The 22535-nt window shown below is 71.5% G+C and carries 14 protein-coding genes; 3 read left to right on the forward strand and 11 right to left on the reverse strand.

Annotated features, from left to right (window positions below):
• Positions 1 to 42 precede the first annotated feature (42 nt).
• Genes ACIBTS_RS08060 through ACIBTS_RS08095 form a run of 8 tightly spaced genes read right to left on the reverse strand, consistent with a single transcriptional unit; the run spans position 43 to position 5632 of the window.
• Positions 43 to 609 (reverse strand): 4'-phosphopantetheinyl transferase superfamily protein, encoded by a 567-nt coding sequence (locus ACIBTS_RS08060; RefSeq protein WP_399317476.1) that lies wholly within the window; start codon positions 607 to 609, stop codon positions 43 to 45.
• 9 nt (positions 610 to 618) lie between these two features.
• The gene (locus tag ACIBTS_RS08065) at positions 619 to 873 is read right to left on the reverse strand and encodes a phosphopantetheine-binding protein (protein WP_143688157.1); all 255 of its coding nucleotides are present in this window, start codon (positions 871 to 873) and stop codon (positions 619 to 621) included.
• Positions 866 to 1729, reverse strand: a complete 864-nt coding sequence (locus tag ACIBTS_RS08070) for an alpha/beta fold hydrolase (RefSeq protein ID WP_399317478.1) — start codon at positions 1727 to 1729, stop codon at positions 866 to 868. The genes ACIBTS_RS08065 and ACIBTS_RS08070 overlap by 8 nt, the downstream gene beginning before the upstream one ends.
• Entirely contained in the window at positions 1716 to 2720 is a 1005-nt protein-coding gene (locus ACIBTS_RS08075) for an NAD(P)H-dependent flavin oxidoreductase (RefSeq protein ID WP_399317479.1), read from the reverse strand. Before ACIBTS_RS08075 ends, ACIBTS_RS08070 begins: the two co-directional genes overlap by 14 nt.
• The gene (locus ACIBTS_RS08080; RefSeq protein ID WP_399317481.1) at positions 2720 to 3547 is read right to left on the reverse strand and encodes a hypothetical protein; all 828 of its coding nucleotides are present in this window, start codon (positions 3545 to 3547) and stop codon (positions 2720 to 2722) included. The genes ACIBTS_RS08075 and ACIBTS_RS08080 overlap by 1 nt, the downstream gene beginning before the upstream one ends.
• Positions 3547 to 3789 carry an acetyl xylan esterase gene (locus ACIBTS_RS08085; protein WP_079658724.1) on the reverse strand — a complete coding sequence of 81 codons (243 nt, stop codon included), beginning with the start codon at positions 3787 to 3789 and terminating at the stop codon, positions 3547 to 3549. Before ACIBTS_RS08085 ends, ACIBTS_RS08080 begins: the two co-directional genes overlap by 1 nt.
• Positions 3789 to 4667, reverse strand: a complete 879-nt coding sequence (locus ACIBTS_RS08090; RefSeq protein ID WP_399317483.1) for a diiron oxygenase — start codon at positions 4665 to 4667, stop codon at positions 3789 to 3791. Before ACIBTS_RS08090 ends, ACIBTS_RS08085 begins: the two co-directional genes overlap by 1 nt.
• A gap of 14 nt (positions 4668 to 4681) precedes the next feature.
• Entirely contained in the window at positions 4682 to 5632 is a 951-nt protein-coding gene (locus ACIBTS_RS08095) for a hypothetical protein (RefSeq protein ID WP_399317485.1), read from the reverse strand.
• 468 nt (positions 5633 to 6100) lie between these two features.
• Here ACIBTS_RS08095 and ACIBTS_RS08100 point away from each other — a divergent pair, with 468 nt between their 5' ends.
• Positions 6101 to 9826: a type I polyketide synthase gene (locus ACIBTS_RS08100; RefSeq protein ID WP_399317487.1), complete on the forward strand. Its 3726-nt coding sequence runs from the start codon at positions 6101 to 6103 to the stop codon at positions 9824 to 9826.
• Positions 9827 to 9847: 21 nt separating this feature from the next.
• Positions 9848 to 13237, forward strand: coding sequence for an amino acid adenylation domain-containing protein (locus ACIBTS_RS08105; RefSeq protein ID WP_399317489.1), 3390 nt, complete (start codon positions 9848 to 9850; stop codon positions 13235 to 13237).
• A gap of 90 nt (positions 13238 to 13327) precedes the next feature.
• Here the strand turns inward: ACIBTS_RS08105 and ACIBTS_RS08110 are convergent, their stop codons facing one another.
• Both ACIBTS_RS08110 and ACIBTS_RS08115 read right to left on the reverse strand, forming a co-directional pair.
• Positions 13328 to 14173, reverse strand: coding sequence for an ABC transporter permease (locus tag ACIBTS_RS08110; protein WP_319670009.1), 846 nt, complete (start codon positions 14171 to 14173; stop codon positions 13328 to 13330).
• Positions 14170 to 15186, reverse strand: a complete 1017-nt coding sequence (locus ACIBTS_RS08115; RefSeq protein WP_399317491.1) for an ATP-binding cassette domain-containing protein — start codon at positions 15184 to 15186, stop codon at positions 14170 to 14172. The genes ACIBTS_RS08110 and ACIBTS_RS08115 overlap by 4 nt, the downstream gene beginning before the upstream one ends.
• 65 nt (positions 15187 to 15251) lie before the next feature.
• Here ACIBTS_RS08115 and ACIBTS_RS08120 point away from each other — a divergent pair, with 65 nt between their 5' ends.
• Positions 15252 to 15872, forward strand: coding sequence for a TetR/AcrR family transcriptional regulator (locus tag ACIBTS_RS08120; RefSeq protein WP_399317493.1), 621 nt, complete (start codon positions 15252 to 15254; stop codon positions 15870 to 15872).
• A gap of 66 nt (positions 15873 to 15938) precedes the next feature.
• On the opposite strand, the gene ACIBTS_RS08125 is transcribed toward ACIBTS_RS08120, so the two are convergent.
• Entirely contained in the window at positions 15939 to 22529 is a 6591-nt protein-coding gene (locus ACIBTS_RS08125) for an SDR family NAD(P)-dependent oxidoreductase (protein WP_399317496.1), read from the reverse strand.
• Between the last annotated feature and the right edge of the window lie 6 nt (positions 22530 to 22535).

Raw genomic sequence — 22535 nt, forward strand, 5'->3', positions numbered from 1 at the left:
ATTCACTCACCGCTTCATTCGCCACTCCATCCACCGCTTCATTCACCGCTGGATCGCAACGGCGAACGAAAGGTCTTCCTCGGAACGGATCCACACCGGTACCGTCACACCGCGATAGGACGCGATCAATGCATCGTCGGACCGATCGAGTTCGATCTTCCAGAACAGGAGGTGTTCCGTTGCACCGATGCCGTACAGCGCCTTGAAAGCAGCCTCCTTGGCCGAGAAGAGTTCCCGTGGGGTGAATTCCCCGGCGGGCGGGAGCAGCGTATTTCGCTCCCGTCCGCTCAGGACGAATGCGGCAACGCGCGGACCGATGACCGCGCTTTCGACGTCCACGCCGACCGCCGCGGCACCGGGAATCACCACCGCGACCGCCAGACGGTCGGTGTGGGAGATCGATCCGGCGAATCCCGGCGGGAAGAGCGGCCGTCCGTCTCGGTCACGGGGCACGGTCCGGTCGGCGGCGCCGGCCGCGGCCAGCGCCGCCGCGGCCGCCCGGCGGCCGGCCGTGAACTGCTGATGCGGCCCGTACGGCCGGCGCACCGGACGCCATTCGGTCCGCATTCCCGCGGCGGCGCGGGCGGGAACCACCGGCTCGACAACCACGTCGAGCCGTCAACCGCGCAGTGCCACGACGTGGTCGGCCAGCGACTCGATCGAGCGCAGCGCCTCCGGCTGGACGTCGTCGTCCCATTCGAAGTCGAACGCGTCCTCCATCGCCACCAGCAGAGCGACCAGGGCGTTCGAGGACATCCCCGCCTGGCGGAGCGACTCGGTGTCCGAGACCGTGCTCACGAACCGGTCGCCGCCCTGCTGCTCCCGCAGCAGTTCACGGATGCTCCGCCGCACCTCGAATGCTTCATCAGGCACGTGATTCCACTTCTTCGACGAACTTTCGGACGATCGACTGGAAGCCCTCGGAATCGTCGATGAAGGGGATGTGCCCGGCCTTCGGAATGATCTCGCAGCTGCCGTCCGGGAAGAGGCCGGCCAGTTCCCTGGCGCCGGTCGGGCTGAGCAGGAAGTCGTCGTCGCCGACGACGACCAGCGTCGGCGCCTCGATCCGGGCCAGCATCTCGGGGCTGCTCTTGTCCTGCATGGCGCGCTTCAGACCATTGGTCATCTCCTCGACGGTGGCGAGCGCGCTGAAGCTCTCCCGGAAGCCCAGGAAGCCGGGCGCACCGATCGCCTCGTTCATTTCCGCGCTGAACACCTCGGGGTACAGATGCTCGTACAGGCCCTCAAGGCCGTGGCTCTCCAGCGTCCGCAGCCACGCCCGCTGGATCTGCCGCTGCCGCCGCATGCCGCGCGGGCCGAAGGCCGGGCCCGTCAGCACCAGACCCTTGACGCGATCGGGGTACCGCAGCGCCACTTCCCTGGCGAACACGGTGGAGGTCGACAGGCCGACCAGATACGTCGACTCGATCTCCAGGGCGTCGAGCAGGGCGATCAGGTCGACCGTGTGCTCGTCCCAGGTGGGCTCCTCCGCGACCTTCGAGGAGTGGCCGTGATTGCACAGGTCGAAACTCAGCACGCGGTAATGCTGTTCGAGTTCCTCCGTGTACACCCGCCACGCCGGGACGGGCAGGAAGAAGGTGTTGAGCAGCGTGAGGGCAGTGCCTTCACCACGGGACTCGTAGTAGAGCTCGACGCCCTCCCTGGTGCGAATTCGCGGAGTGTCGTGGTAGGTCATATCCAGCCGGGACAGTTCTTCATAGCGTGCCATGCGATTCCTCCACATTCTCTGTTCCCACAGTGCCGGAACCCGGCAGAATGCGGGCAAATTCGGCGACGATGTCGGCCGCCGGGCGTTCGCCGGAAATGGCGCCGCAGGACAGTCCGCAGTACATCGCCATCTCTTCGATGCGGCCGCTGGTGGTGACGGTGGGCACCGCGGCGCTGAAGCGCGGCACCACGTATTGCTTCCCCTCGACCACGGTGCGACCGATGAATTTCTTCGGCTGGTCACAGTCGCGGGTGACGGCCGTCGCGAGGACGCGGTGCCGTCGGCCGGACCAGCCGATCTCGTACACGTCGGTGATCACCGTGTCGGCCTCGTCGGAGGCGCAGACCGCGGTCTTGAAGTAGGGGTGGGCCATCGACTCGCGGGCGACCACGAAGGCGGTGCCGAGCAGCACGCCGTCGGCTCCGGCGGCGACCGCCCGGGACGCCTCGGCCGGTGAGCCGATGCCGCCGGCCGCGACGAGGCAGGCGTCGGGCAGCAGGGCGCGCAGCTCCGCGACCAGTTCGTCGCGGTGCGACGTGCCGAGGAGATGACCGCCCGCCTCGGTGCCCTGCACCACCACGATCGCGCCCTGTTCGGCCGCGTGCACGCCGTCCCGTACGGTCCCGATCTGGACGACGAGCTGCCGCCCCGCACCGGTGATCCGCTCGCACACGGCATCGTCCGGCATGCCGAACAGCGACAGGTACACCTGCCGGGGCGTCTCGTCGAGCACCTGCGTGACCTGGCGGTCGAGCTCCTCCGGTCCGACGACCTCCGGGATGAGGTTCACGCCGACAGCGCGGCCGGTGCCCGCGACCAGCCGTTTCAGCGCTGCCGACAGCGCCTCGCCGACCAGCTTGTAGCCGCCGAGGCAGCCCGCCGCGCCCGCCTCCGACACCGCGCACGCCAGGTCCGGGCCCGCGACGCCGCCCATTCCCGACTGGAGCAGGCTCACCCTGATCCCGAGCGCCTCCGCCAACGTGGCGCGCATCAGCCCAGACTCTCCACTGCGGACAGCGCGGCGGCCGTGTCGCCGAAGTGCCGGGTCAGGGTGTGCACCCATCGCTCCAGGCCGAAGGCGAGGCAGCTGGTGTGCGCCGTGTCGTCGCCGGCCTGGATGGCGCATCGCTCGCCGAAGAAGTTCCGGTGGTAGTTGACCGAGCCGATCGCCAGGCCGTCGACGACGAACTCCTCCTTCACCGGGAACAGCCGCTGCATCTTGGCCTTGCTGCTGTTCTTGTCGAAGAAGGGATCGGTCGCGACCTCGACCTGGACGTCCAGCCCGAGTCCGGCGCAGAGCCTCAGCACGGCGTCCTTGGCGTTCAGCAGATGCCGCTTGGCGCCGTCCTCCGGGCCGATGAAGACGATCTCCCGCATGGAGAAGCCCAGCAGCCGCTGGAGGCCGTCGTAGTGGTCCTCGTTGCGGAAGCAGGTGGCGACCGTGGTCCGCAGCAGCCCGGCGTCGGGCAGCGTCCGGCCTGCCAGGTTGACGTAGATCGCGTAACAGGCGGCCGACGGCAGTGCGAAGGCGGTCGTCTCCATGATCTCGGGCGGCACGCGGTCGATCGGCCGCTCCGCCTCGGTGAGCAGCTTGCCGAGGCGTGGCGGGTCGAGCCTCGTCGCGGCCAGGCCCAGTTGCGGGAAGTTGTCGAAGTAGTCGAACCTGTCCAGATCCTCACACCGGATCAGGAACGGGAACCGGAACTCCGGGGCCTGCCATCCTTCGGCCAGACGCTGGAACACCGCGTCGAGCGCCCGCAGCAGACGCAGTTGGCCACCGTCGAGAACTCCCAGGCCGTTGTCGGTTGCTGTGGTCATCACGCCGCCTTCTGCTTGAAGAATCGCGCTTCGATCGCGTGGAGCGTGCGGAAGTCGTCCAGATCCAGGTCTTCGGGGTCGATCGGCTCGCCGGTCAACTCCTCGAGCAGGAAAATGAATTCGACGAAGGCCAGCGAGTTGATGGCCCGGCTGTCGATCAGGTCGAGGTCGCCGTCCAGCCGGTCGATCTTGGGATTGCGGCCCAGGATGAACTCCCGAACCGCCTGCATGGGCTCGGTCATCACTTGATCAGTTCCCTGCCTGCGCCTGCCTTGGACAGGAACTTCCGCGTCCGCTTGAGTATCCGGTCGTGCGCCTCCGCCCGAGCGGGGTGTTCCAGCGCGCGCCGCCGCAGCGCCAGCGCGTCCGGGATGCCGGCGTCGCGGTAGGCGGCCGGGTTGTAGAGGGTGCCGATGCTGTACTGCAGGTAGTTCTCGAGATACTCGGCGACCACCGGCACCTCGTCCGGGTCACGCCTGGCCACCTGACCGAGCAGGTTGGTGAAGACCATCCGGCCGAACGCGACGTGCCGGCTCTCGTCCTGGTGGTGCACCCGGTTGATCTCGCGGGCGATGTGCGGCAACGACGGGTCGGTCGCCATGTGCGCGTTGTAGTGGTCGACGATCTCCTCGAAGATCAGGATGCGCGCGAACACGATGACCTCGCGGGCCACCGTGGAGAGGTGGGCGACCGAGTCGGCCTTGAGCGTCGGCTGCGCCGGATACAGCTTGCCGCCGTAGCGCAGGCAGAACTGCGCGAAGAACCACATGTGCTCGTTTTCCTCACCGATGAAGTGGTGCAGGAATTCCGAGACGTCCGCGTAGGTCCGCTCGTGGATGCGCATCACGACGTCGCTCATCAGCTCGCGGATACCATGGATGTTGAGGCTGAAGAAATTGATCGCCTCGTATTTGGTCAGCGCGATCTGCTGTTCACGCGTCAGCTCGTCCCACATCGGCGTGCCGGCCAGCGTGGTCAGGCTCTCGCTCATCCACGGCAGGTCGGGCTCGATTGTGTCGGGCCAGTCGAACATCGTATACGGGTTGTAATAGCCGGACTCGGCCAGCTGTTCCAACCGGTCGAGTTCGAGCACTACCGGCTCGATTTCGCGTACAGCCATGTGCAGTCGTCTCCTCAACGCACCGATCGGATATCCGCACGCACGTGGACCGGCGTCCGTGAGCCGCACTCGTGATGGCCCAGGACGGCGTTACCGGAAGCGGTGGACGGAATGACCTTGTTGTAGATCGAGCCAAGGCACAGCTCCTGGAACTCGGCGGTGCTCGCGGAGAGGCGGGCGGCCAGCTGGGCCTTGGCGATGTCGATGGTCTTGAGCCTGCCGTCGTCGTCCTCGACCTCGACGCAGGCGTGCGGCAGGTCGAGGGCGCCGCCGAGTACGCCGCAGAACCAGCCCCGCTTCGCCTCGGCCCGGTATCCGGCGTCCCGGAAGCGCTCCGCCAGCAGCAGGCTGGCCGCGATGCAGCTCGTCGCGCCCAGCTCGTGCACCAGGCCGTAGTCGGCCTGCATCGGTACCGGGATCATCTGCCAGCGGTAACCGGCGGCCAGGTATTCGCCGGTCAGGCGCCGCAGCACCGGAGAGATCACCGGGGTGCGCGCACCGGTCGTGGTGACCGTGGCCGTGTACTGCGCGGATCCCGAGCCCGGGGCCGGCGCCGTCACGTCGGCGACGCTCCCGCCGAATCGGACGATGTCCGGTTCCTCCAGGCGCCACGGAGCCTCGCCCGCACAGTCGGGGCACTCCAGCCGGACCTGGAAATCCCAGGTCTTGGGGCGCAACAGGTCGTCCACGGGCCGGCCCGCGAACCGGAACAGCATGCGGAACGCGAGCTCCGGTTGCGTCTTCGAGGTGTTCGAGTACATGCCGAGGTTGTAGAGATCGTTCACGTCGAAGTGCCGGACGCCGGATCGCTCCTCGAAGGGCAGCCCGGCGGCGACGAGCCGATCGATCTCCGCCGGCCCGCAACGCAGCATCTCCTGCGCGACCGATTCCGGCTCGGTCTTGCCGGAATATTCGGCGGGAATGAATTCGATGGAATCAGCGACCTTTTCCCAGGGCGTATCCATCACTACAGGCGGATCCGACACAATCCATCTCCCGAGGCAGCATCGAACGGTGATCGTCGACGGACTTTCTCGACGCTAGCAGCGGGAGGCCGGCCATGGCAGATCAACGCCACACCATTCCCCGTGCATTCTTCACCGCATAAAAGGACAAGAATGATCGCCCCGCCGTGGTCCGGCCACCCCGGCAGGTAATGAGTGGGGGGTTCAGCTCACCGACCACCGGCGCATCCGTCAGGACCCGGCAGGCTCACCCCGTCACGGTCTTCGGTCTACCCGACCCGGGAGGCCACCTCAACCCCTATCGCACCCTTAGCCGATGGGCTTAGGGGTGCACGTAGGGGTGGAGGTGGGGTACCAGGGGACCACGCCCGCGCAGTAAGGTCGACCGGGAATTATGCCGAAGTGAAAAATATGCGTCCCCGGGCCTGCGAATTTGAATCGCCGACAATTACAGGAGCCGTACGACGAATGGCTGATGAAGAAAAGCTGCGTCAGTACCTGAAGAAGGCCACCGGCGAACTGCAGCGCACCGCCCGGAGACTGCACGAGATCGAGCTGAAGGATTCCGAGCCCATCGCGATCGTCGGCATGGGCTGCCGGTTCCCGCCCGATCTGCGTTCCGCGGCGGATCTCTGGCGGTTCGTCGTCGGCGAAGGCGACGGCATCTCGCCGTTCCCCGACGACCGCGGATGGGGCGCCGTCGACGTCCCCGGCGGCACGGACGCGATGGCGCGGCCCACGGCGGCCCAGGGGGGCTTCGTCGCCGGAGCCGACCGGTTCGATGCCGAGTTCTTCGGGATCGGCGAGGACGAGGCGCTGGCGATGGATCCGCAGCAGCGGCTGCTCCTGGAGACCGCCTGGCACGCGGTCGAGCACGCCGGCCTGGATCCGGCCGGTCTGCGCGGGACCCTGACGGGTGTCTACGCCGGGGTGTCCTACTCCCACTACGCCGGGGAGCCGCGGGCGGGGCTCCCGGCGGGCGTCGAGGAGCAGCTGATCGTCGGCGGAGCGCCGAGCACGACGTCGGGCCGGGTCTCCTACGTCATGGGACTGCGCGGGCCGGCCATCAGCGTCGACACGGCCTGCTCGTCCTCGCTGGTCGGCATCCATCTGGCGTGTCAGGGACTACGGCGCGGCGACTGCGAGCTCGCGCTGGCCGGCGGCGTCACGGTCATGGCCACACCGGACGTGATCGTCGAGTTCGGCCGCCGCGGCGCTCTCGCCGGGGACGGCAGATGCAAGCCCTTCTCGGCCGCCGCGGACGGCATGGGGTTCGGCGAGGGCGCCGGGCTGCTGGTGCTGGAACGCCTGTCCGCGGCTCGGCGCAACGGCCACTCGGTGCTCGCGGTGATCCGCGGGTCGGCCGTCAACCAGGACGGCGCGACGAACGGGCTGACCTCGCCGAGCCGCGCGGCCCAGGAGGCGGTCATCCGGCAGGCGCTGGCCGACGCCGGGCTCACCCCCGACCAGGTGGACGCGGTGGAAGGGCACGGTACCGGCACGGCGCTGGGTGACTCGATCGAGGCCGAGGCCGTCATCGCCGTCTATGGCGAGAGCAGGACGGCCGAGCGGCCCCTGCGGCTGAGCTCGGTCAAATCGAACATCGGCCATACCCAGACGGCGTCCGGGGTGGCGAGCGTGATCAAGACGGTTATGTCCATCCGTGCGGGGACACACGCGCGAACCCTCCACTTCGACCGGCCGTCCCCGCACGTGGACTGGTCCGGCGCAACGGTCGCGCCGACGACCGAGACGGTTCCGTGGCCCGCCGACGGTCGTCCCCGGCGGGCCGGCGTGTCCTCCTTCGGCATCAGCGGCACCAACGCCCATCTGATCCTCGAGGAGTCGGCCGCGCAGGACGGCGGATCCGACCCCGCGCCGGACGGCGCCGACGACATCGCCACGCCCTGGGTGCTGTCCGCGAAGTCGGAGCCGGCGTTGCGTGCCATGGCCGCGGAGCTGGGCGGCTTCCTGGCCGCTCGTCCGTCCCGCGCGACGGACGTCGGGGTGTCGCTCGCCCGCACCAGGGCGGGCTTCAAACACCGCGCGGTCAGCGTGGGCGGGTCCGCCGGCGACCATCTCGCCGCGCTCGCGGCTCTCGCCCGCGGCGAGGACGCGCCCGGCCTGTTCACCGGTGCGGTCACCGCCGCGAAAACGGCCGTGGTGTTCACCGGCGCCGAGACGGCCGACGATGACTCGATCCGACGGCTGGCGGAACGCTTCCCCGTCTTCGCCGAGGCGTACGACGACGTCCGCACCTGTCTTGAGTCCCATCTCGACCGGCCGCCGGCCACGTACCGGCACGCCGCCGTCTTCGCCGTCCAGGTGGCGCTGTACCGCCTGGCCCTTTCGTGCGGAGTGGCGCCGGATCTCGTCGCCGGTTCGGGGATCGGCGAGATCACGGCCGCTCTTGCCGCCGGTGTCCTGTCGCCTGCGGATGCCGGGGCGCTCGCGGCGGCCGTCGCGCGCGTCTACGACACCGAGGGCCGCGGGGACCTCGGGGACCGCGGGGCCGAGGACGGGCTGCGGGCCACCGCGGAGCGGATCGGTTACGCGAAGCCGCGCATCACGTTCGTCTCCCCCGGCCAACCCGACCACCCCGGCCGCCTCGACCAACCCGACCACCCCGACCACTGGGCAGCGGGTGACTTCCTGCGGGCCGGCGGCGAGGACCTCGTCGCCCGGGTGCGGTCGCAGGGCGCGACGGCCTGCCTGGAGCTGGATCCCGCAGCCGTCGTCACGGCGGAAGGGCTCCTGACCCGCCTCGCGGAGGCGTACACGGCCGGTGCGGCGATGTCGTGGGAGGCCGCCTTCACCGGGACGGACGCCGGGGCGATCCGCCTGCCCGGCTACCCGTTCCGCCGCAAGCGGTACTGGCTCGACGCGCCGAGCTCCCGGGGCCGCGAGGGCGACGAGCTCGTCGGGGTGCCCGTGCACCCTCTGCTCGGGGGTCCGATCGACCTCGCCGACCCGGACGAACGGCGGTTCACCCGGACACCGTCGGCGCGGGAACCCTGGTACGTCGCGCAGTACCGGTTGCGCGGCACGCGGGCCCTGCCACCCGCCGCCGTCGCCGAATGGGCGCTGGCGGCCGCACGCCGGGGAGCCCGCGAGGGCGACGACGCCCGGACGATCGGGGATCTCGCCTTCGGCGAGCCCACCACGCTGCCCGGCACGCTCCCGCCGGCCCTTCAGACAGCGGCGGAAACCCACGGCGCGGTCCGCCGGATCAGGGGATTCAGCGCCGGTCCCGGGACCGGCGGTCCCGGGGACGCCGGCGGCTGGGCCCTGCGGTTCACCGCGTCGAGCACCGAGGAGAGCGTCCCGGTCCCCTCCTGCGCAGACCTCGACCGGCTGCGCTCCCGGATGGCCGAGCAGGGTCCGCAGGAACTGTTCGCGCGGCTCGCGGACGCCGGAATCGCCTGCGGCCCGGCCTTCCGGGAGGTCGCCCGCCGCTGCTGGCGGGGCGACGAGGAAGCGCTGACCCTCCTCGAGACCGACGCGGTCGCCGCTGACGGCGACCAGTACGTCGTGCACCCCGTGGTGCTCGAGACCTGCTTCCTGACCGCCCTGCCGCTCGTCGCCGATGTCGATGTCGACTCCGGCCTGTGGCTTCCGTCGGGCCTGTCCCGGCTCACCTGGCACCGCGCGCTGCCACGACGGCTGTGGTGCCATGTCCGCCGTACCCCGGGCGGCCCGATCGACCTGGAGCTGTACTCCGACGCCGGCGAACCGCTCGTCACCGTCGCGGGGCTCACGTACGCCGCATCCGATCCGGCCTGGCAGGCGACGTCCGTCGCCGAGCCGGAGGCCGTCGAGCTGTGGGACGCCGACGAGCTGTCGCGGCTCGCCGTCGAGGAGCCGCAGGAGGCACGGCGAGCCCTCACGGACATCCTGTTCACCCGGATGACCGTGCTGGTCCCGGGGCTCGCGGACGAGGCGGAGAGCCTGCGCGCACGGTTCACCGGCACCCGGCTGGGTGATCTCGGCCTGGACTCGCTGCGCGCGATGCGGCTCAGGGAGCAGTTCCGCACGGCGCTTCTCGTGGACGTCCCGCCCCAGCGCCTCCTCGGCGACACCACCGTGGCGGACATCGTCGACCTGGTCTGCCGGTCCCTCGCCGCCCGAAGCCTCGTCCTGACCGGCGACGAGGAGCCGGCGGCCGCCGCACCCCTCGAAGAACTCATCCTGTAACCCGCCAGGAAGGCAGGCACGATGACCACGGATCTCTTCGCCGAGCTGTACCGCCGGGGGGTCAGATTACGGCTGGCCGACGGCCGGCTTCATGTGAGCGCCCCACCCGACGCCCTGACCCCCGAACTGCGCGAGGAGATGAAGCTCCGCCGGGACGAGCTCATCGAGATCATCTCGCGCTCCGGGAGCACGGACGAGCCGGCCGGCCTGGTACCACGCCCCGAGGAGCGGCATGACCCGTTCCCGCTGACGGACATCCAGCACGCGTACTGGGTGGGGCGGACACCGGCGGTGGAGCTCGGCGGGAACTCGACCCACTGCTACCTCGAGTTCGATGCCATGGATCTCGACGTGCCGAGGCTGGGCCAAAGCCTCGACCAGGTCGTCCGGCGGCACGACATGCTCAGGGCGATCATCCAGCCCGACGGCCGTCAGCGTGTCCTGCCCGAGGTCGCGCCGTACGACATCCAGGTCACCGACCTGTCCGGGCTCGACGACGCGGCGCGGGAGAGCGGGATCGCGCGGATCCGGGAAGAGCTGGCGCACCAGGTGCTGCCCGCCGACCGATGTCCGCTGTTCGAAGTCCGCGCGACCCGGCTGGACGACCGGCGGTGGCGCCTGCACCTCAGCCTGGACATGCTGGTCATGGACGGGTTCAGCTTCGGAATCTTCCAGCGCGACTGGTTCCGCTTCTACAGTCGGCCGGACTCCCCGCCCGAGCCCATCGACGTCACGTTCCGGGACTACGTTCTCGCCGAGCAGCGACAGCAGAGCGAGCAGCTGTTCGAAGCCGACAAGAAGTACTGGCTGGACCGGCTCGACCGACTGCCCCCCGCTCCCGAACTGCCCCTGGCCGTCCAGCCCGGGCAGCTCTCCCGCCCCAAGTTCGCCCGGCGTGACGGCCGGCTGTCCCGCGATCAGTGGTCCGCCGTCAAGGAGACCGCCCGCCGCCGGGGGCTCACTCCGTCCGCCGTGCTCATCACCGCCTACGCCGATGTGCTCCGGCGCTGGTCGAAGCGGCCCGAGTTCACTCTCAACCTGACGCTGTTCAACCGCCGGCCGCTCCATCCCCGGATCGGCGAGGTGATCGGCGACTTCACCTCGCTGATCCCCCTCGAGACGCGGCCCGAGCCGGAGGACTCCTTCACGGCGCGGGCGAAACGCCTGCACCACCAGCTGATGGACGATCTCGGGCACTCCGCCTACTCCGGGGTCCGCGTCATGAGGGAGCGCGCCAGGCGCCTGGGGGGTCGACTGGGGGCCGCGATGCCGGTCGTCTTCACGAGCATGATCGGCTTCGACTCCGCGACCGACCTCGCCGGGACCGCCCAGGTGTTCGGCGACGTCGTGTACGGCGTCAGCCAGACGCCCCAGGTCTGGCTGGACTACCAGGTGCTCGAGGACCGGGGCGAGCTGCTGGTCAACTGGGACTTCGTCGACGAACTCTTCCCCGCCGGCATGATCGAGGAGATGTTCCTCGCCCACCGCGCGTGCCTGGAACGCCTCGGCGAGAGCGAAGCCGCGTGGGACGAGCGGGAGCTCGTCACTCTCCCGGCCGCCCAGGCCGACGAGCGCCGCCGGGCCAACGCGACCGAGGCCCCCCTCCCCGAGCGGACGCTCTGCGGCCTGGTCGAGGAACAGGCCGAGCGGACCCCGGACGCGACCGCCGTGATCTCGGCCGACGGCGAGCACACCTACCGCGAGCTGGTCGCCGACGCCTACCGGCTGGCCCACGTCCTGCAGTCGATGGACGCGACCCGGGACACCCTGGTCGGCGTCATCACCGAGAAGGGGTACGAGCAGGTGGCGGCGGCCCTCGGCGTCACCCGGTCCGGGGCCGCGTATCTGCCGATCCAGCCGCGCTGGCCGGCCGCCCGGCGGACGCAGCTCCTCCAGCAGGGCCGGGTCGGGATCGTGGTCACGACACCGCAGCTGCGGGACGAGCTGACCTGGCCCGACGGCATCCGGCTGGTGACCCTCGCCGACGCCGGGGTACGGTCCGCGCCGCCCACCCCGCCGCCGGCCGGCCCCGCCCCGGACGACCTGGCATACGTGATCTTCACCTCCGGGTCGACCGGCACGCCGAAGGGCGTCATGATCGACCATCGGGCCGCGGCCAACACGGTCCAGGACCTCAACGACCGCTACCGTGTCACCCCGGACGACCGGGTGCTCGCCCTGTCCGCCCTCAGCTTCGACCTCTCCGTGTACGACGTCTTCGGTCTGCCGGCGGCGGGCGGCGCCGTCGTCATGCCGGAGCCGAGCAGGTCTCAGGAGCCACGGCACTGGAGCGAACTGGTGGACCGGCACCGGGTGACGATCTGGAACACCGTGCCGGCCCTGATGCAGGCGTGGATCGACGCGCACGATCCGGCCGCTCCCCCGCCCGGACACGGGCTGCGGCTGGTCATGATGAGCGGCGACTGGATCCCCGTGGCGCTGCCGGACCGGATCCGCGCGTTCTATCCCGAGGCCGAGGTGATGAGCCTGGGCGGCGCCACCGAGGCGTCCATCTGGTCGATCCACTACCCGATCGGCGCGGTGCCCCCGCACTGGTCACGGATCCCCTACGGCAAGCCGCTCGCCAACCAGACCATGCACGTCTACGACCAGTGGCTCGAACCGAGCCCGGTCTGGACGACGGGTGAGATCTACATCGGCGGAAGCGGTGTGGCCCGTGGCTACTGGGCCGATCCCGAGCGGACGGCGGAGCGGTTCGTCGTGCATCCCCGGACCAAGGCCCGCCTGTACCGGACCGGCGACCTCGGCCGCTATCTCCCCGGCGGGGACATCGAGTTCCTGGGGCGCGAGGACGCGCAGATCAAGCTCAACGGCTACCGCATCGAGCTCGGAGAGATCGCGGCCCCGCTGCTGCGGCATCCGGGCGTCCGTGACGCACTGGTGTCCGTGGACACCAACCCCAGGACGGGCCGCCGCCAGCTGGTCGCCTACCTGGTGCCCGCGGCAGACGAGGCCGTCACGGGGCCGACGCATCCCGACGCCGACGCGCTGCGGGCCGAGCTCGAACAGGTCCTTCCGGAATACATGGTGCCGCGCCACTATCTCGTCATCCCGAGGGTGCCGCTCAGCGCGAACGGGAAGGTCGACGTGTCGGCTCTGCCCGCCCCGAGGGACCACCAGGCTCCCGGCCGGCCGTCCGTTCCGCAGGACGAGCTGGAGCGCACGCTGCTGCGGGTGTGGCAAGAGGTCCTGGAGCGCGACGACTTCGGGACGGAGGAGAACTTCTTCGAACTCGGCGGGGACTCCCTGCACGCGATCGGCGTCCTGGAACGCATCGGCAAGGAGTTCGGGACGAGCGAGAGTCAGGACGACGGTCTGCGCAGGCTCTTCGACCACCCCACGGTCGCCGGGCTGGCCGCCGTCATACGGGCCGAGGGTCAGGGGTCCTGACCTGCTCCTCCCGGTGATCTGGCCTGACGAAAGAGAGCGACCGCCGCCGGAAAGCCGGTGGCGGTTTCCCTCTTGGGGGGCGGCGGGGGGTCAGCCCTGCTTGCTGTAGAGGCGGAGCGTGATCGGGCCGCATACGAGGGTGAGGACGGCGATCGCGACGAGCGACCAGAGGACGTCGCCGCCGGCGCCTCCGGTGTCGTTCATCAGGGCGCGGGCCGCGCTCGACACATGGCTGAGCGGGTTGACGTCGACGAAGGCCTGGAGCCAGCCGGGCATGGTGCTCGGCTGGACGAAGATGTTGCTGGCGAACGACAGGGGCATCAGCACGGCGTTGGCGATGCTGAGGACGACGGCCTGGTCGCGGACGGCCAGGGCGACCGCGGCCCACACCAGGGACAGCGACAGTCCGAAGGCGACGACCAGGGCGACCGCGGCGAGCACGCCCAGCACGCCGCCGTCGGGACGGTAGCCCATGATCATGCCGAGGACGAGCACGATGGCGGAGGCGAACAGATAGCGGGCGACATCGCTGAGCAGCCCGCCGAGCACGAAGGCGCCGCGCCAGACCGGCAGGCCGCGGAAACGGTCGAAGGCTCCGCTGCGCACGTCCTGAGCGAGACGGCCGCCCCCGTACATGGTGACGATGGCGATGCTCATGCTGAGCACGCCGGGCAGCAGGACCTTGAGGTATTCGCCGGTCGAACCGCTGATGGCGCCGCCGAACAGGTAGGTGAACAGCACCGTCAGCAGGATCGGGATGGCGGACGAGTCCACAAGCTGCTTGGGGTCGTGCTTGAGCTTCAGCATGGCGCGCCTGCCGAAGGTGGCCGAGGCGGCGAAGGCGCCGGCACGGCCGCGTACGCGTCCCTCGGCGAGGAGCGCGTCGATCGGGTCCTCCGGCGCGGCGGGGAGCGTGGACACGGCAGGAGTACTCATGCGTTCAGTTCCTCGTGGTCGATGGTGGCCGGACCGGCCCCGTGGCCGGTCAGGGCGAGGAAGGCCTCGTCCAGGCTGGGCTGGCCGAGGGAGAGGTCGGCGATGCCCACCCCGGCGTCGGCGAGCCGGGTCGCGGCGCGCCCGACCAGCCGGCCCACGTCCGTCTCGTCGGGCCGGCCGGCGAGCAGCACGGACACGGAAAGGGGGTCGGCGGCGGCCTGGACCGTCCCCTGAAGGACGTCGGCCAGGATCTGCAGCGCGTGCGGACGCTGCTCGCCGTCGAGGAGCCGGACGTGCAGGGTGCCCGAGCCGACCCGGGACTTGAGCTGGGCGCTGGTGCCTTCGGCCACGATCCGGCCGTTGTCGATGACCGCGATCCGCTCGGCGAGCTGGTCGGCCTCCTCGAGGTACTGGGTGGTGAGCAGCACCGTGGTGCCGGCCGCGGCGACCCGACGGACCAGGTCCCACACCTGGTTGCGGCTGCGCGGGTCGAGACCGGTGGTCGGCTCGTCGAGGAACAGCAGGTCGGGGGTCACGATCAGGCTCGCGCCGATGTCGAGCCGGCGGCGCATGCCGCCGGAGTAGCCGCCCACCGGCCGGTCGGCGGCGCCGGTCAGGTCGAAGGCGGCGAGCAGGTCGTCGGCGCGCTTCCTGGTGGCCGCCCGGGACAGTCCGTTGAGCCGGCCGAGGATCAGCAGGTTCTCGTGTCCGGTGAGATCTTCGTCGAGGGAGGCGAACTGGCCGGTCACCGCCACCCGGGCCCGGATCGCGTCCGTCTCGGTCAGCACGTCGTGGCCGAGGACGCGGGCGGTGCCGCCGTCCGGCCGGGTCAGGGTGGCCAGGATGCGGATCGTGGTGGTCTTGCCCGCGCCGTTGGGGCCGAGGAACCCGAACACCTGACCGCGCCCGATCGTGAGGTCGATCCCGTCCAGCGCCCGGTTCTCGCCGTAGACCTTGACCAGACCGCGCGCCTCGACCGCCGGATGATCCGCACCCGAACTTTTCTTTGACATGCCGTAAGAGTTAGCCAATCTCTTACAGCTTGTCAAGGTTATGGCCGTACGCGTATCTTCTGGGAATGGCCGAATCGCACGACACCGTCACGCCGCCTCGCCGCCGCCGGGCCGACGCCCGGCGCAGCATCGACGCCATCCTCAACGCGGCCCGGGTCGTGCTCGGCGAGCGGCCCGACGCGAGCATGGACGACGTCGCCGCCACGGCCGGCGTCACCCGCCAGACGGTCTACGCGCATTTCCCCTCCCGCGACGCGCTGGTCGCCGCCCTCATCGAGGCCGCGGCCGCCGAATACATCGCCGCGCTCGACAGCGCCGGCCTCGACACCGACCCGCCCGCCGAGGCGCTGGCCCAGTTCCTCGACGCCGGCTGGCGGTTCCTTCGCCGCAACCCCCTCCTGCTCAACCCCACCGGACCCGGGGCACCGCGCCCGAACCGCAACGCCCTTTCCGACGTCGTGCCCCCGCGGCTCGAACGGCTCATCCGGCGAGGGCAGCACACGGGCGACTTCGGTGCGCCCCTGCCCGCCGCCTGGCTCGCCGCAGCCGTCATCGGACTGCAGCACGCCGCCGCGGCAGAGGTCACCGCCGAGCGCCTCACCACCGCCGAGGCGGACGCGCTGTGCCTGGAAAGCGCACTGCGCCTGTGCGGCGGCGAGGCGCTTTCCCGACCGGCCGGCCAGTAACGCTTCGTCAGGCGAAGGGGGCGGGCCGCCTCGCGGCAGCGGGGCGGCCCGGGCGGTCCCAGCCCGTCAGGCGGTGTCGGGGAGGTCCGCGTCGATGAGCGCGAAGAGCTCGTCGTCGGTGGCGGAATCGAGGGCGGAATCGAGGGCGATCTCCGCGCCGTCGCGGGACGGCGCCCCGCTCTCCGGGTGAGCGTCGTCCCATCGGCTCAGCAGCGTGCGAAGACGCCGGGCGATCCGGTCCCGCAGTTCCTCGCCCGGCTCGATCCGCAGGAGCCCCTTCTCCAGGCTGTCGATCTCGTCGAGCACCGGCACGGACTGCGGCGCCGCCTCCGAGGTGAGCCTGGTGCGCAGGTGCTCGGCGAGTTCGGCCGGAGTGGGATGGTCGAAGACCAGCGTCGCCGGGAACCGACAGCCGGTCGCGCCGGCCAGCCTGTTGCGGAAGTCGACGGCGGTGAGGGAGTCGAACCCGATGTCCCGGAACGGGCTGTCCGGGTCCATGCCCTCCGCGTCACCGCCGCCCAGCGCGACGACCGCGTGCGAGCGGACGAGGTGGAGCAGGAACTGCCGCTGGTCGGCTTCGCTCAGCGAGGCCAGTTGCCTCGCCACACCGGTGGCGGGGTCGGAGGCCATGATCCGTGGCTGGGCCGGCGTGTTGATCAGTGCGCGCCAGAGCGCCGGGAGCGAACCGTCACGGGCAAGGGTCCGGAGCCGGCCGGTGCGGATACCGGTCGCCAGCAGGAGAGGTTCGGCGGAGCCGCGTGCGGCGTCGAACAGGGCCAGCGCCTGCTGGGTGGGCAAGGGGGCGAAGTACCCACTCATGCGTGCCCGGTTGGAGCTGGTGATGCCGGCGGTCAGCTCGCTGGTCTGCGCCCACAGGCCCCACGCCATCGACGTCGCCGGCAGGCCCATGGCCCGCCGGTGACAGGCGAGCGCGTCGAGGAACACGTTGGCCGCCGCGTAGTTGCCCTGCCCCGGTGCGCCGGTCAGCCCGGCGCCGGAGGAGAACAGAACGAACGAAGCGAGGTCGGCCCCGGCGGTGAGCTCGTGCAGATGCAGGGCCGCGTCGACCTTGGGCCGCATGACCGTGTCGATCTTGTCCGGGGTGAGCGAGGGCAGGATCCCGTCGTCGAGGACTCCAGCCGCGTGCACGACCGCCGTGAGAGGGTGATCGGCCGGAACCGCGGCCAGCGTCCGGGCGAGGTCGGCTCGGTCGGCGACGTCGCAGGCGACGATCTCCACCCGGGCGCCCCGCTCGGCCAGCTCGTCGTGAAGGGCCTGCGCACCGGGTGCTTCGGGGCCACGGCGGCTCAGCAGCATGAAGTGCCTGGCTCCGTGCTCGGCGAGATGGCGCACGACCAGTCCGGCCACGGTCCCGGTGCCGCCGGTGACGAGCACCGTCCCCTCGGGGTCCGGCGCCGGCGGAACGGTCAGCACGATCTTGCCGACGTGCCGGGCCTGGCTCATGAACCGGAACGCCGGTATCGCGTCGCGGACATCCCAGGTGGTCACCGGCGGCAACGTCAGCGAGCCGGCGTGGAACAGGCTCATGATCTCGGCCAGCATCTCCTTGATGCGGTCCGGTCCCGCCTCGTTCAGTTCGAACGCCCGGTAGTCGGCCCCGGGGTGGCCGCCGGACACGTCGTCGCCGTCGCGGACGTCGGTCTTCCCCATCTCGACGAAGCGTCCGCCGGGCCGTAGCAGCCGCAGTGAGGCGTCGACGAAGTCTCCGGCCAACGAGTTCAGCACGACGTCGACGCCCTGCCCGGCGCTCACGTCGCCGAACTGCCGCTCGAACTCGAGGGTGCGGCTGGACGCGATGTGCGCGTCGTCCAGTCCGGCGGACCTCAGGACCGGCCACTTGCCCTGACTGGCGGTCGCGAACACCCTTGCGCCGAGGTGCTTCGCAAGCTGTACGGCCGCCATGCCGACCCCACCGGCCGCCGCGTGCACGAGCACGGACTCGCCGGGTCGCAGCCCGGCCAGGTCGGACAGCGCGTAGTGCGCGGTGAGGAAGGCCACCGGCACCGAAGCGGCCTGCTCGAACGACCATCCCTCGGGGATCTTGGCGAGCAGCCGGTGATCGGTCACCGAGAGCGGCCCGAACGCGTGCGTCAGCAGGCCCAGGACCCGGTCCCCGGGCACCAGGTCAGGTACGTCGCTGCCGACGGCGGTCACCGTCCCCGCGCCCTCGCCGCCGAGATCCGTCTCACCGGGGATCAGCCCCAGCGCGACGACCACGTCATGGAAGTTGAGTCCGGCCGCCCGCACGGCCACCCGTACCTCGCGCGGGCCGAGTGGGCCGGTCGGCCGCGAGCATTCCGCCGCCGTCAGTCCCTCCAGCGTCCCGGTGCCGGTGCATTCCAGGCGCCAGGCGGCCGCACGGGCGGGCGGCGTCAGGCTTTCGCCGTCGGCGGCCCGGGCCAGCCGCGGCGCCAGCAGCTCGCCGGAACGGACGGCGAGCTGCGGTTCCCCGCAGGCCGCTGCCGCCGCCCAGACCTCCCCCGGTCCGGCGTCGTCCGGGCAGGCGCCGTCGTCGACCAGGACGAACCGGCCCGGGTGCTCCGTCTGCGCCGTGCGCACCAGCCCCCACACGGCGGCCGACGCCAGGTTCGCGACGTCGTCCCCCTCCCGTGCCGCGACCGCGCCCTGAGTCCTGATCACCAGCCGGCCGGCGCCGAGGTCGTCGTCCGCCAGCCATGCCTGCACCACGCCCAACGCGGCCGCGGTGACCGTCCGGACGTGGGCGGGCAGGTCGGCGGAGCCGTTGCCGCGGACGGCGTCGGGGGCGCTCCACAGCACCAGGTCGGGCGCCGGGGTCCCCTCGGCGATCGCGGCCCGCAGCCCGTCCGGGTCGCGGTACGTGTCGACGACCGCGCCGGCGTCACCGAGCCGCCGCGCGACCGCCGCCGCGTCCGTGCCCAGGACCGCCCAGCGCTCCCGCGCCGCGGCCGGCCCGGATCCGGGCCGGGTCACGGGCACCCAGTCGACCCTGAACAGCGCGTCGCGGAGCGCGCCCGACTGCGTCGCGCGCACCTGCTCCGCCGACACCGGCCGTACGACGAGGGCGCCGACCGAGACGACGGGGCGCCCGTCGAGGTCCGCGGCCGTCAGCGCCACCCGGTCCGGGCCGTTGCGCCGCACCCTGACCCGCAGATCGGCCGCGCCCGACGCGACGAGGGCGACCTCGCTGAACACGAACGGCAGCAGAAGTCCGGCACCCGTCGGCGGGCCTTCCGGCGCCATGAGGATGCCGGCCGCCTGCACCGCCGCGTCCAGCAGGGCAGGGTGGACGCCGAACCGCCCGGCCTCGCCGCGCTGCGCGGAAGGCAGGCGGACCTCGGCGTACACGTCGTCGCCGAGGCGCCATGCCCGTCGGATCCCACGGAACGCCGGTCCATACGTGAATCCGCGCTCCGCGTACCCCTCGTAGAGCCGATCCGTGGGCAGTTGCTCCGCGCCGGCCGGCGGCCAGATCACGAGGTCGCCGAAGTCCTCCGCGCACGGTGTGCCGGTCAGCTCGCCCACGGCGTTCGACGTCCATCCGCCGTCCACGGATGTGTCCTCCGGCCTCGAGTACACGGTCACTCGGCGGTTGCCCGCGTCGTCCGGGGCGCCGGCGACCACCTGGACCTGGACCGCGCCCTGCGACGGGACCACCATGGGGGCTTCCAGCGCGAGTTCCCCGATTCCGGAGCAGCCGGTTTCGGCCGCGGCGCGCAGCGCCAGCTCCACGAACCCGGTGCCGGGAAGCAGCACCTGGTCCTCGACCACGTGATCGGCCAGCCACCCGTGGGTCTGCGGCGACAGACGGCCGGACAGCACCACGGCGGCGCTGTCGGCGACGTCCGTCGCGGCACCGAGCATGGGATGCTCACCGGCCCGCAGTCCCGCCTTGCCGAGGGCGTCCGCGGAAGGGGCCGTCGGGTCCTGCCAGTAGCTCTGCCGCTGGAACGCGTACGACGGAAGGCCCGGGGTGTCGTTCCCGCGCCGCCCCAGCATGCTCTCCCAGGCGACCGGGACGCCGCCGACGTGGGCCTGCGCGACCGAGCCGAGGAAGTCGTCGAGGCCGCCGCGGTTGCGGTGCAGCGTGCCGAGGACCAGTGCGGAGGCGTCCGCGTCGGCGATCGTGTCCTGCAGTCCCATGGTCAGCACCGGGTGCGGGCTCGCCTCCACGAACAGCTCGTAGCCCCGGTCGAGCAGGGTCCGGGTGACCTCGTCGAAGCGCACCGGCTGCCGGAGGTTGCGGTACCAGTAGTCCGCGTCGAGCTCGGCGGTGTCCAACTGCCCGCCGGTGACCGCGGAGTAGAAGGGGATCCGCGAGGGGCCCGGGGTGACGCCGTCGAGCTGCGCGAGCACTTCGGCCCTGATCCGCTCGACGTGCGGCGAGTGCGAGGCGTAGTCGACCGGGAGGAGCCGTGCCCGGACGTCGGAGTCCTGGTGTTCGGCCACCAGAGCGGCTGTCGCGGCGGCGTCGCCCGACACCACCACCGACCCGGGCCCGTTGACGACGGCGATCGTCAGCCGGCCGTCCCACCGGGACAGCAGGGCCTCGGCGTCCTCGCGTCCCAGGCCCAGCGACGCCATCGCCCCCTGCCCGGACAGCGACGCCAGGGCCCGGCTGCGCAGCGCCACGACCCGTGCCGCGTCCTCCAGGGACAGTCCGCCCGCCACACAGGCGGCCGCGATCTCGCCCTGGGAGTGTCCGACCACCGCGGCGGGCACGATCCCCGCGTGCTGCCACAAGGCGGCCAACGACACCATGACCGCGAACAGCACCGGCTGGACGACGTCCACCCGGTCCGGGTCCGGGGCGCCGGGCGCACTACGGAGCACGTCGCGCACCGACCAGCCGGTGAACGCCGCCAGCGCCTGGTCGCATTCGGTGAGCCGGTCGCGGAACACCGGAGCCGTCTCCAGCAGCCCGAGCGCCATCCCCGGCCACTGGGACCCCTGTCCGGGGAACACCAGCACCGCCTCGCCGGAGCGGCTGCGTGCCGTGCCCTGGATCAGCCCGGGCGCGGGCCGTCCCGCTGCCAGGGCGTGCAGTCCGCTCAGCAGCCCGGTCCGGCCGGTGCCGAGCACCACGGCCCGGTGGGGCAGCGCCGCGCGCCGGGCCAGCGAGTGTGCGGTGTCGCGCGCGTCGAGGTCCGGGTGGGCCTCGACGAACTCCGCCAGCCGGGCGGCCTGCCCGCGCAGACCGGCCTCCCCCCTTCCGGACACCACCCACGGCAGCACCGGCACCGCGTCTTCGGGCCCGGACGGCTGTGGGGCCGGGTCCGCGCCGTCGTCGGCCGGGGGCTGTTCGAGGACGAGGTGGGCGTTGGTGCCGCTGACGCCGAAGGAGGACACCCCCGCACGCCGTGGATGCCCCGCGTCGGGCCACGGCGACGCCTTCACGGCCAGCTCGGCCTCGCCCGCCGACCAGTCCACATGACGGCTCGGCTCGTCCACGTGCAGTGTCGCCGGCACCGTCCCGTGACGCATCGCCAGCACCATCTTCATCACGCCGACCGCACCGGCCGCCGCCTGCGTATGACCGATGTTGGACTTCACCGACCCCAGCAGCACCGGCCTGCCCTCGGGACGCTCCTGCCCGTACGTCGCCAACAGCGCCTGCGCCTCGATCGGGTCCCCGAGCGACGTCCCCGTGCCGTGCGCCTCCACCACGTCCACATCCCGCAGCGACAGCCCCGCGTTCGCCACCGCCTGCCGGATCACCCGCTCCTGCGACGGCCCGTTCGGCGCCGTCAGACCGCTCGACGCGCCGTCCTGGTTGACCGCCGAGCCCCGGATGACGGCGAGCACCTCGTGCCCCCGGCGCCGGGCCTGCGACAGCGGCTCGAGCAGCAGCAGCCCGACGCCCTCGGCGAACCCGAATCCGTCCGCCGCCTCGGAGAACGCCTTGCACCGCCCGTCCGCCGACAGCGCGCGCTGCCGGCTGAACTCGACGATCACCTTCGGGCTCGACATCACGGCCACCCCGCCGGCCAGCGCCATCGAGCACTCACCGGCCCGCAGCGCCTGACACGCCAGGTGCAGCGCCACGAGGGACGACGAACACGCCGTGTCGACCGTCACCGCCGGGCCCTCCAGCCCGAACACGTACGACAGTCGCCCCGACAGCACACTCGGGGTGGTCCCGGCCACCGCATAGCCCTCCACGCCGTGCGGGTAGTCCGTCGGACCGGCCCCGACGAACACCCCGGTCCGGCTGCCCTTGAGGCCGAGCGGATCCACTCCGGCCGCCTCGAACAGCTCCCAGGAGGTTTCCAGCAGCAGCCGCTGCCTCGGGTCCATGGCCAGCGCCTCGCGCGGGGAGATCCCGAAGAACTCCGCGTCGAACCCGGCGACCTGGTCCAGGAACCCGCCCTCGCGGACATACGACGTCCCCAGGTGATCGGGGTCCGGATCGAACAGCCCGGCCAGATCCCAGCCCCGGTCCGCGGGGAAGGCGGACACCGCGTCCCGGCCCTCGGACAGCAGCCGCCAGAACTCCTCCGGCGACGTCACACCCCCCGGCAGGCGGCACGACATCCCCACGATCGCGACCGGCTCGCGGAACGTCGCCTCCAGCTCGTCGTTCCGCAGCCGCAGCCGCCGGGTCTCCTTGACCGATTCCCGCAGTGCTCTGGTGATCTCGTCGATTGACGCAGTCATCGGGGC

The sequence above is a fragment of the Streptomyces sp. NPDC050121 genome (genome assembly GCF_044460385.1).
Taxonomy (GTDB): Bacteria; Actinomycetota; Actinomycetes; order Streptomycetales; family Streptomycetaceae; genus Streptomyces; species Streptomyces soliscabiei.

Excerpts from the sequence above, each read along its gene's own strand:
- ACIBTS_RS08075 (WP_399317479.1), bottom strand. The coding sequence starts at position 2,720 with ATGCGCGCCACGTTGGCGGAGGCGCTCGGGATCAGGGTGAGCCTGCTC.
- ACIBTS_RS08080 (WP_399317481.1), bottom strand. The coding sequence starts at position 3,547 with ATGACCACAGCAACCGACAACGGCCTGGGAGTTCTCGACGGTGGCCAA.
- ACIBTS_RS08115 (WP_399317491.1), bottom strand. The coding sequence starts at position 15,186 with ATGTCAAAGAAAAGTTCGGGTGCGGATCATCCGGCGGTCGAGGCGCGC.
- ACIBTS_RS08125 (WP_399317496.1), bottom strand. The coding sequence starts at position 22,529 with ATGACTGCGTCAATCGACGAGATCACCAGAGCACTGCGGGAATCGGTC.
- ACIBTS_RS08070 (WP_399317478.1), bottom strand. The coding sequence starts at position 1,729 with ATGGCACGCTATGAAGAACTGTCCCGGCTGGATATGACCTACCACGAC.
- ACIBTS_RS08105 (WP_399317489.1), top strand. The coding sequence starts at position 9,848 with ATGACCACGGATCTCTTCGCCGAGCTGTACCGCCGGGGGGTCAGATTA.
- ACIBTS_RS08085 (WP_079658724.1), bottom strand. The coding sequence starts at position 3,789 with ATGACCGAGCCCATGCAGGCGGTTCGGGAGTTCATCCTGGGCCGCAAT.
- ACIBTS_RS08110 (WP_319670009.1), bottom strand. The coding sequence starts at position 14,173 with ATGAGTACTCCTGCCGTGTCCACGCTCCCCGCCGCGCCGGAGGACCCG.
- ACIBTS_RS08095 (WP_399317485.1), bottom strand. The coding sequence starts at position 5,632 with ATGGATACGCCCTGGGAAAAGGTCGCTGATTCCATCGAATTCATTCCC.
- ACIBTS_RS08090 (WP_399317483.1), bottom strand. The coding sequence starts at position 4,667 with ATGGCTGTACGCGAAATCGAGCCGGTAGTGCTCGAACTCGACCGGTTG.
- ACIBTS_RS08120 (WP_399317493.1), top strand. The coding sequence starts at position 15,252 with ATGGCCGAATCGCACGACACCGTCACGCCGCCTCGCCGCCGCCGGGCC.
- ACIBTS_RS08100 (WP_399317487.1), top strand. The coding sequence starts at position 6,101 with ATGGCTGATGAAGAAAAGCTGCGTCAGTACCTGAAGAAGGCCACCGGC.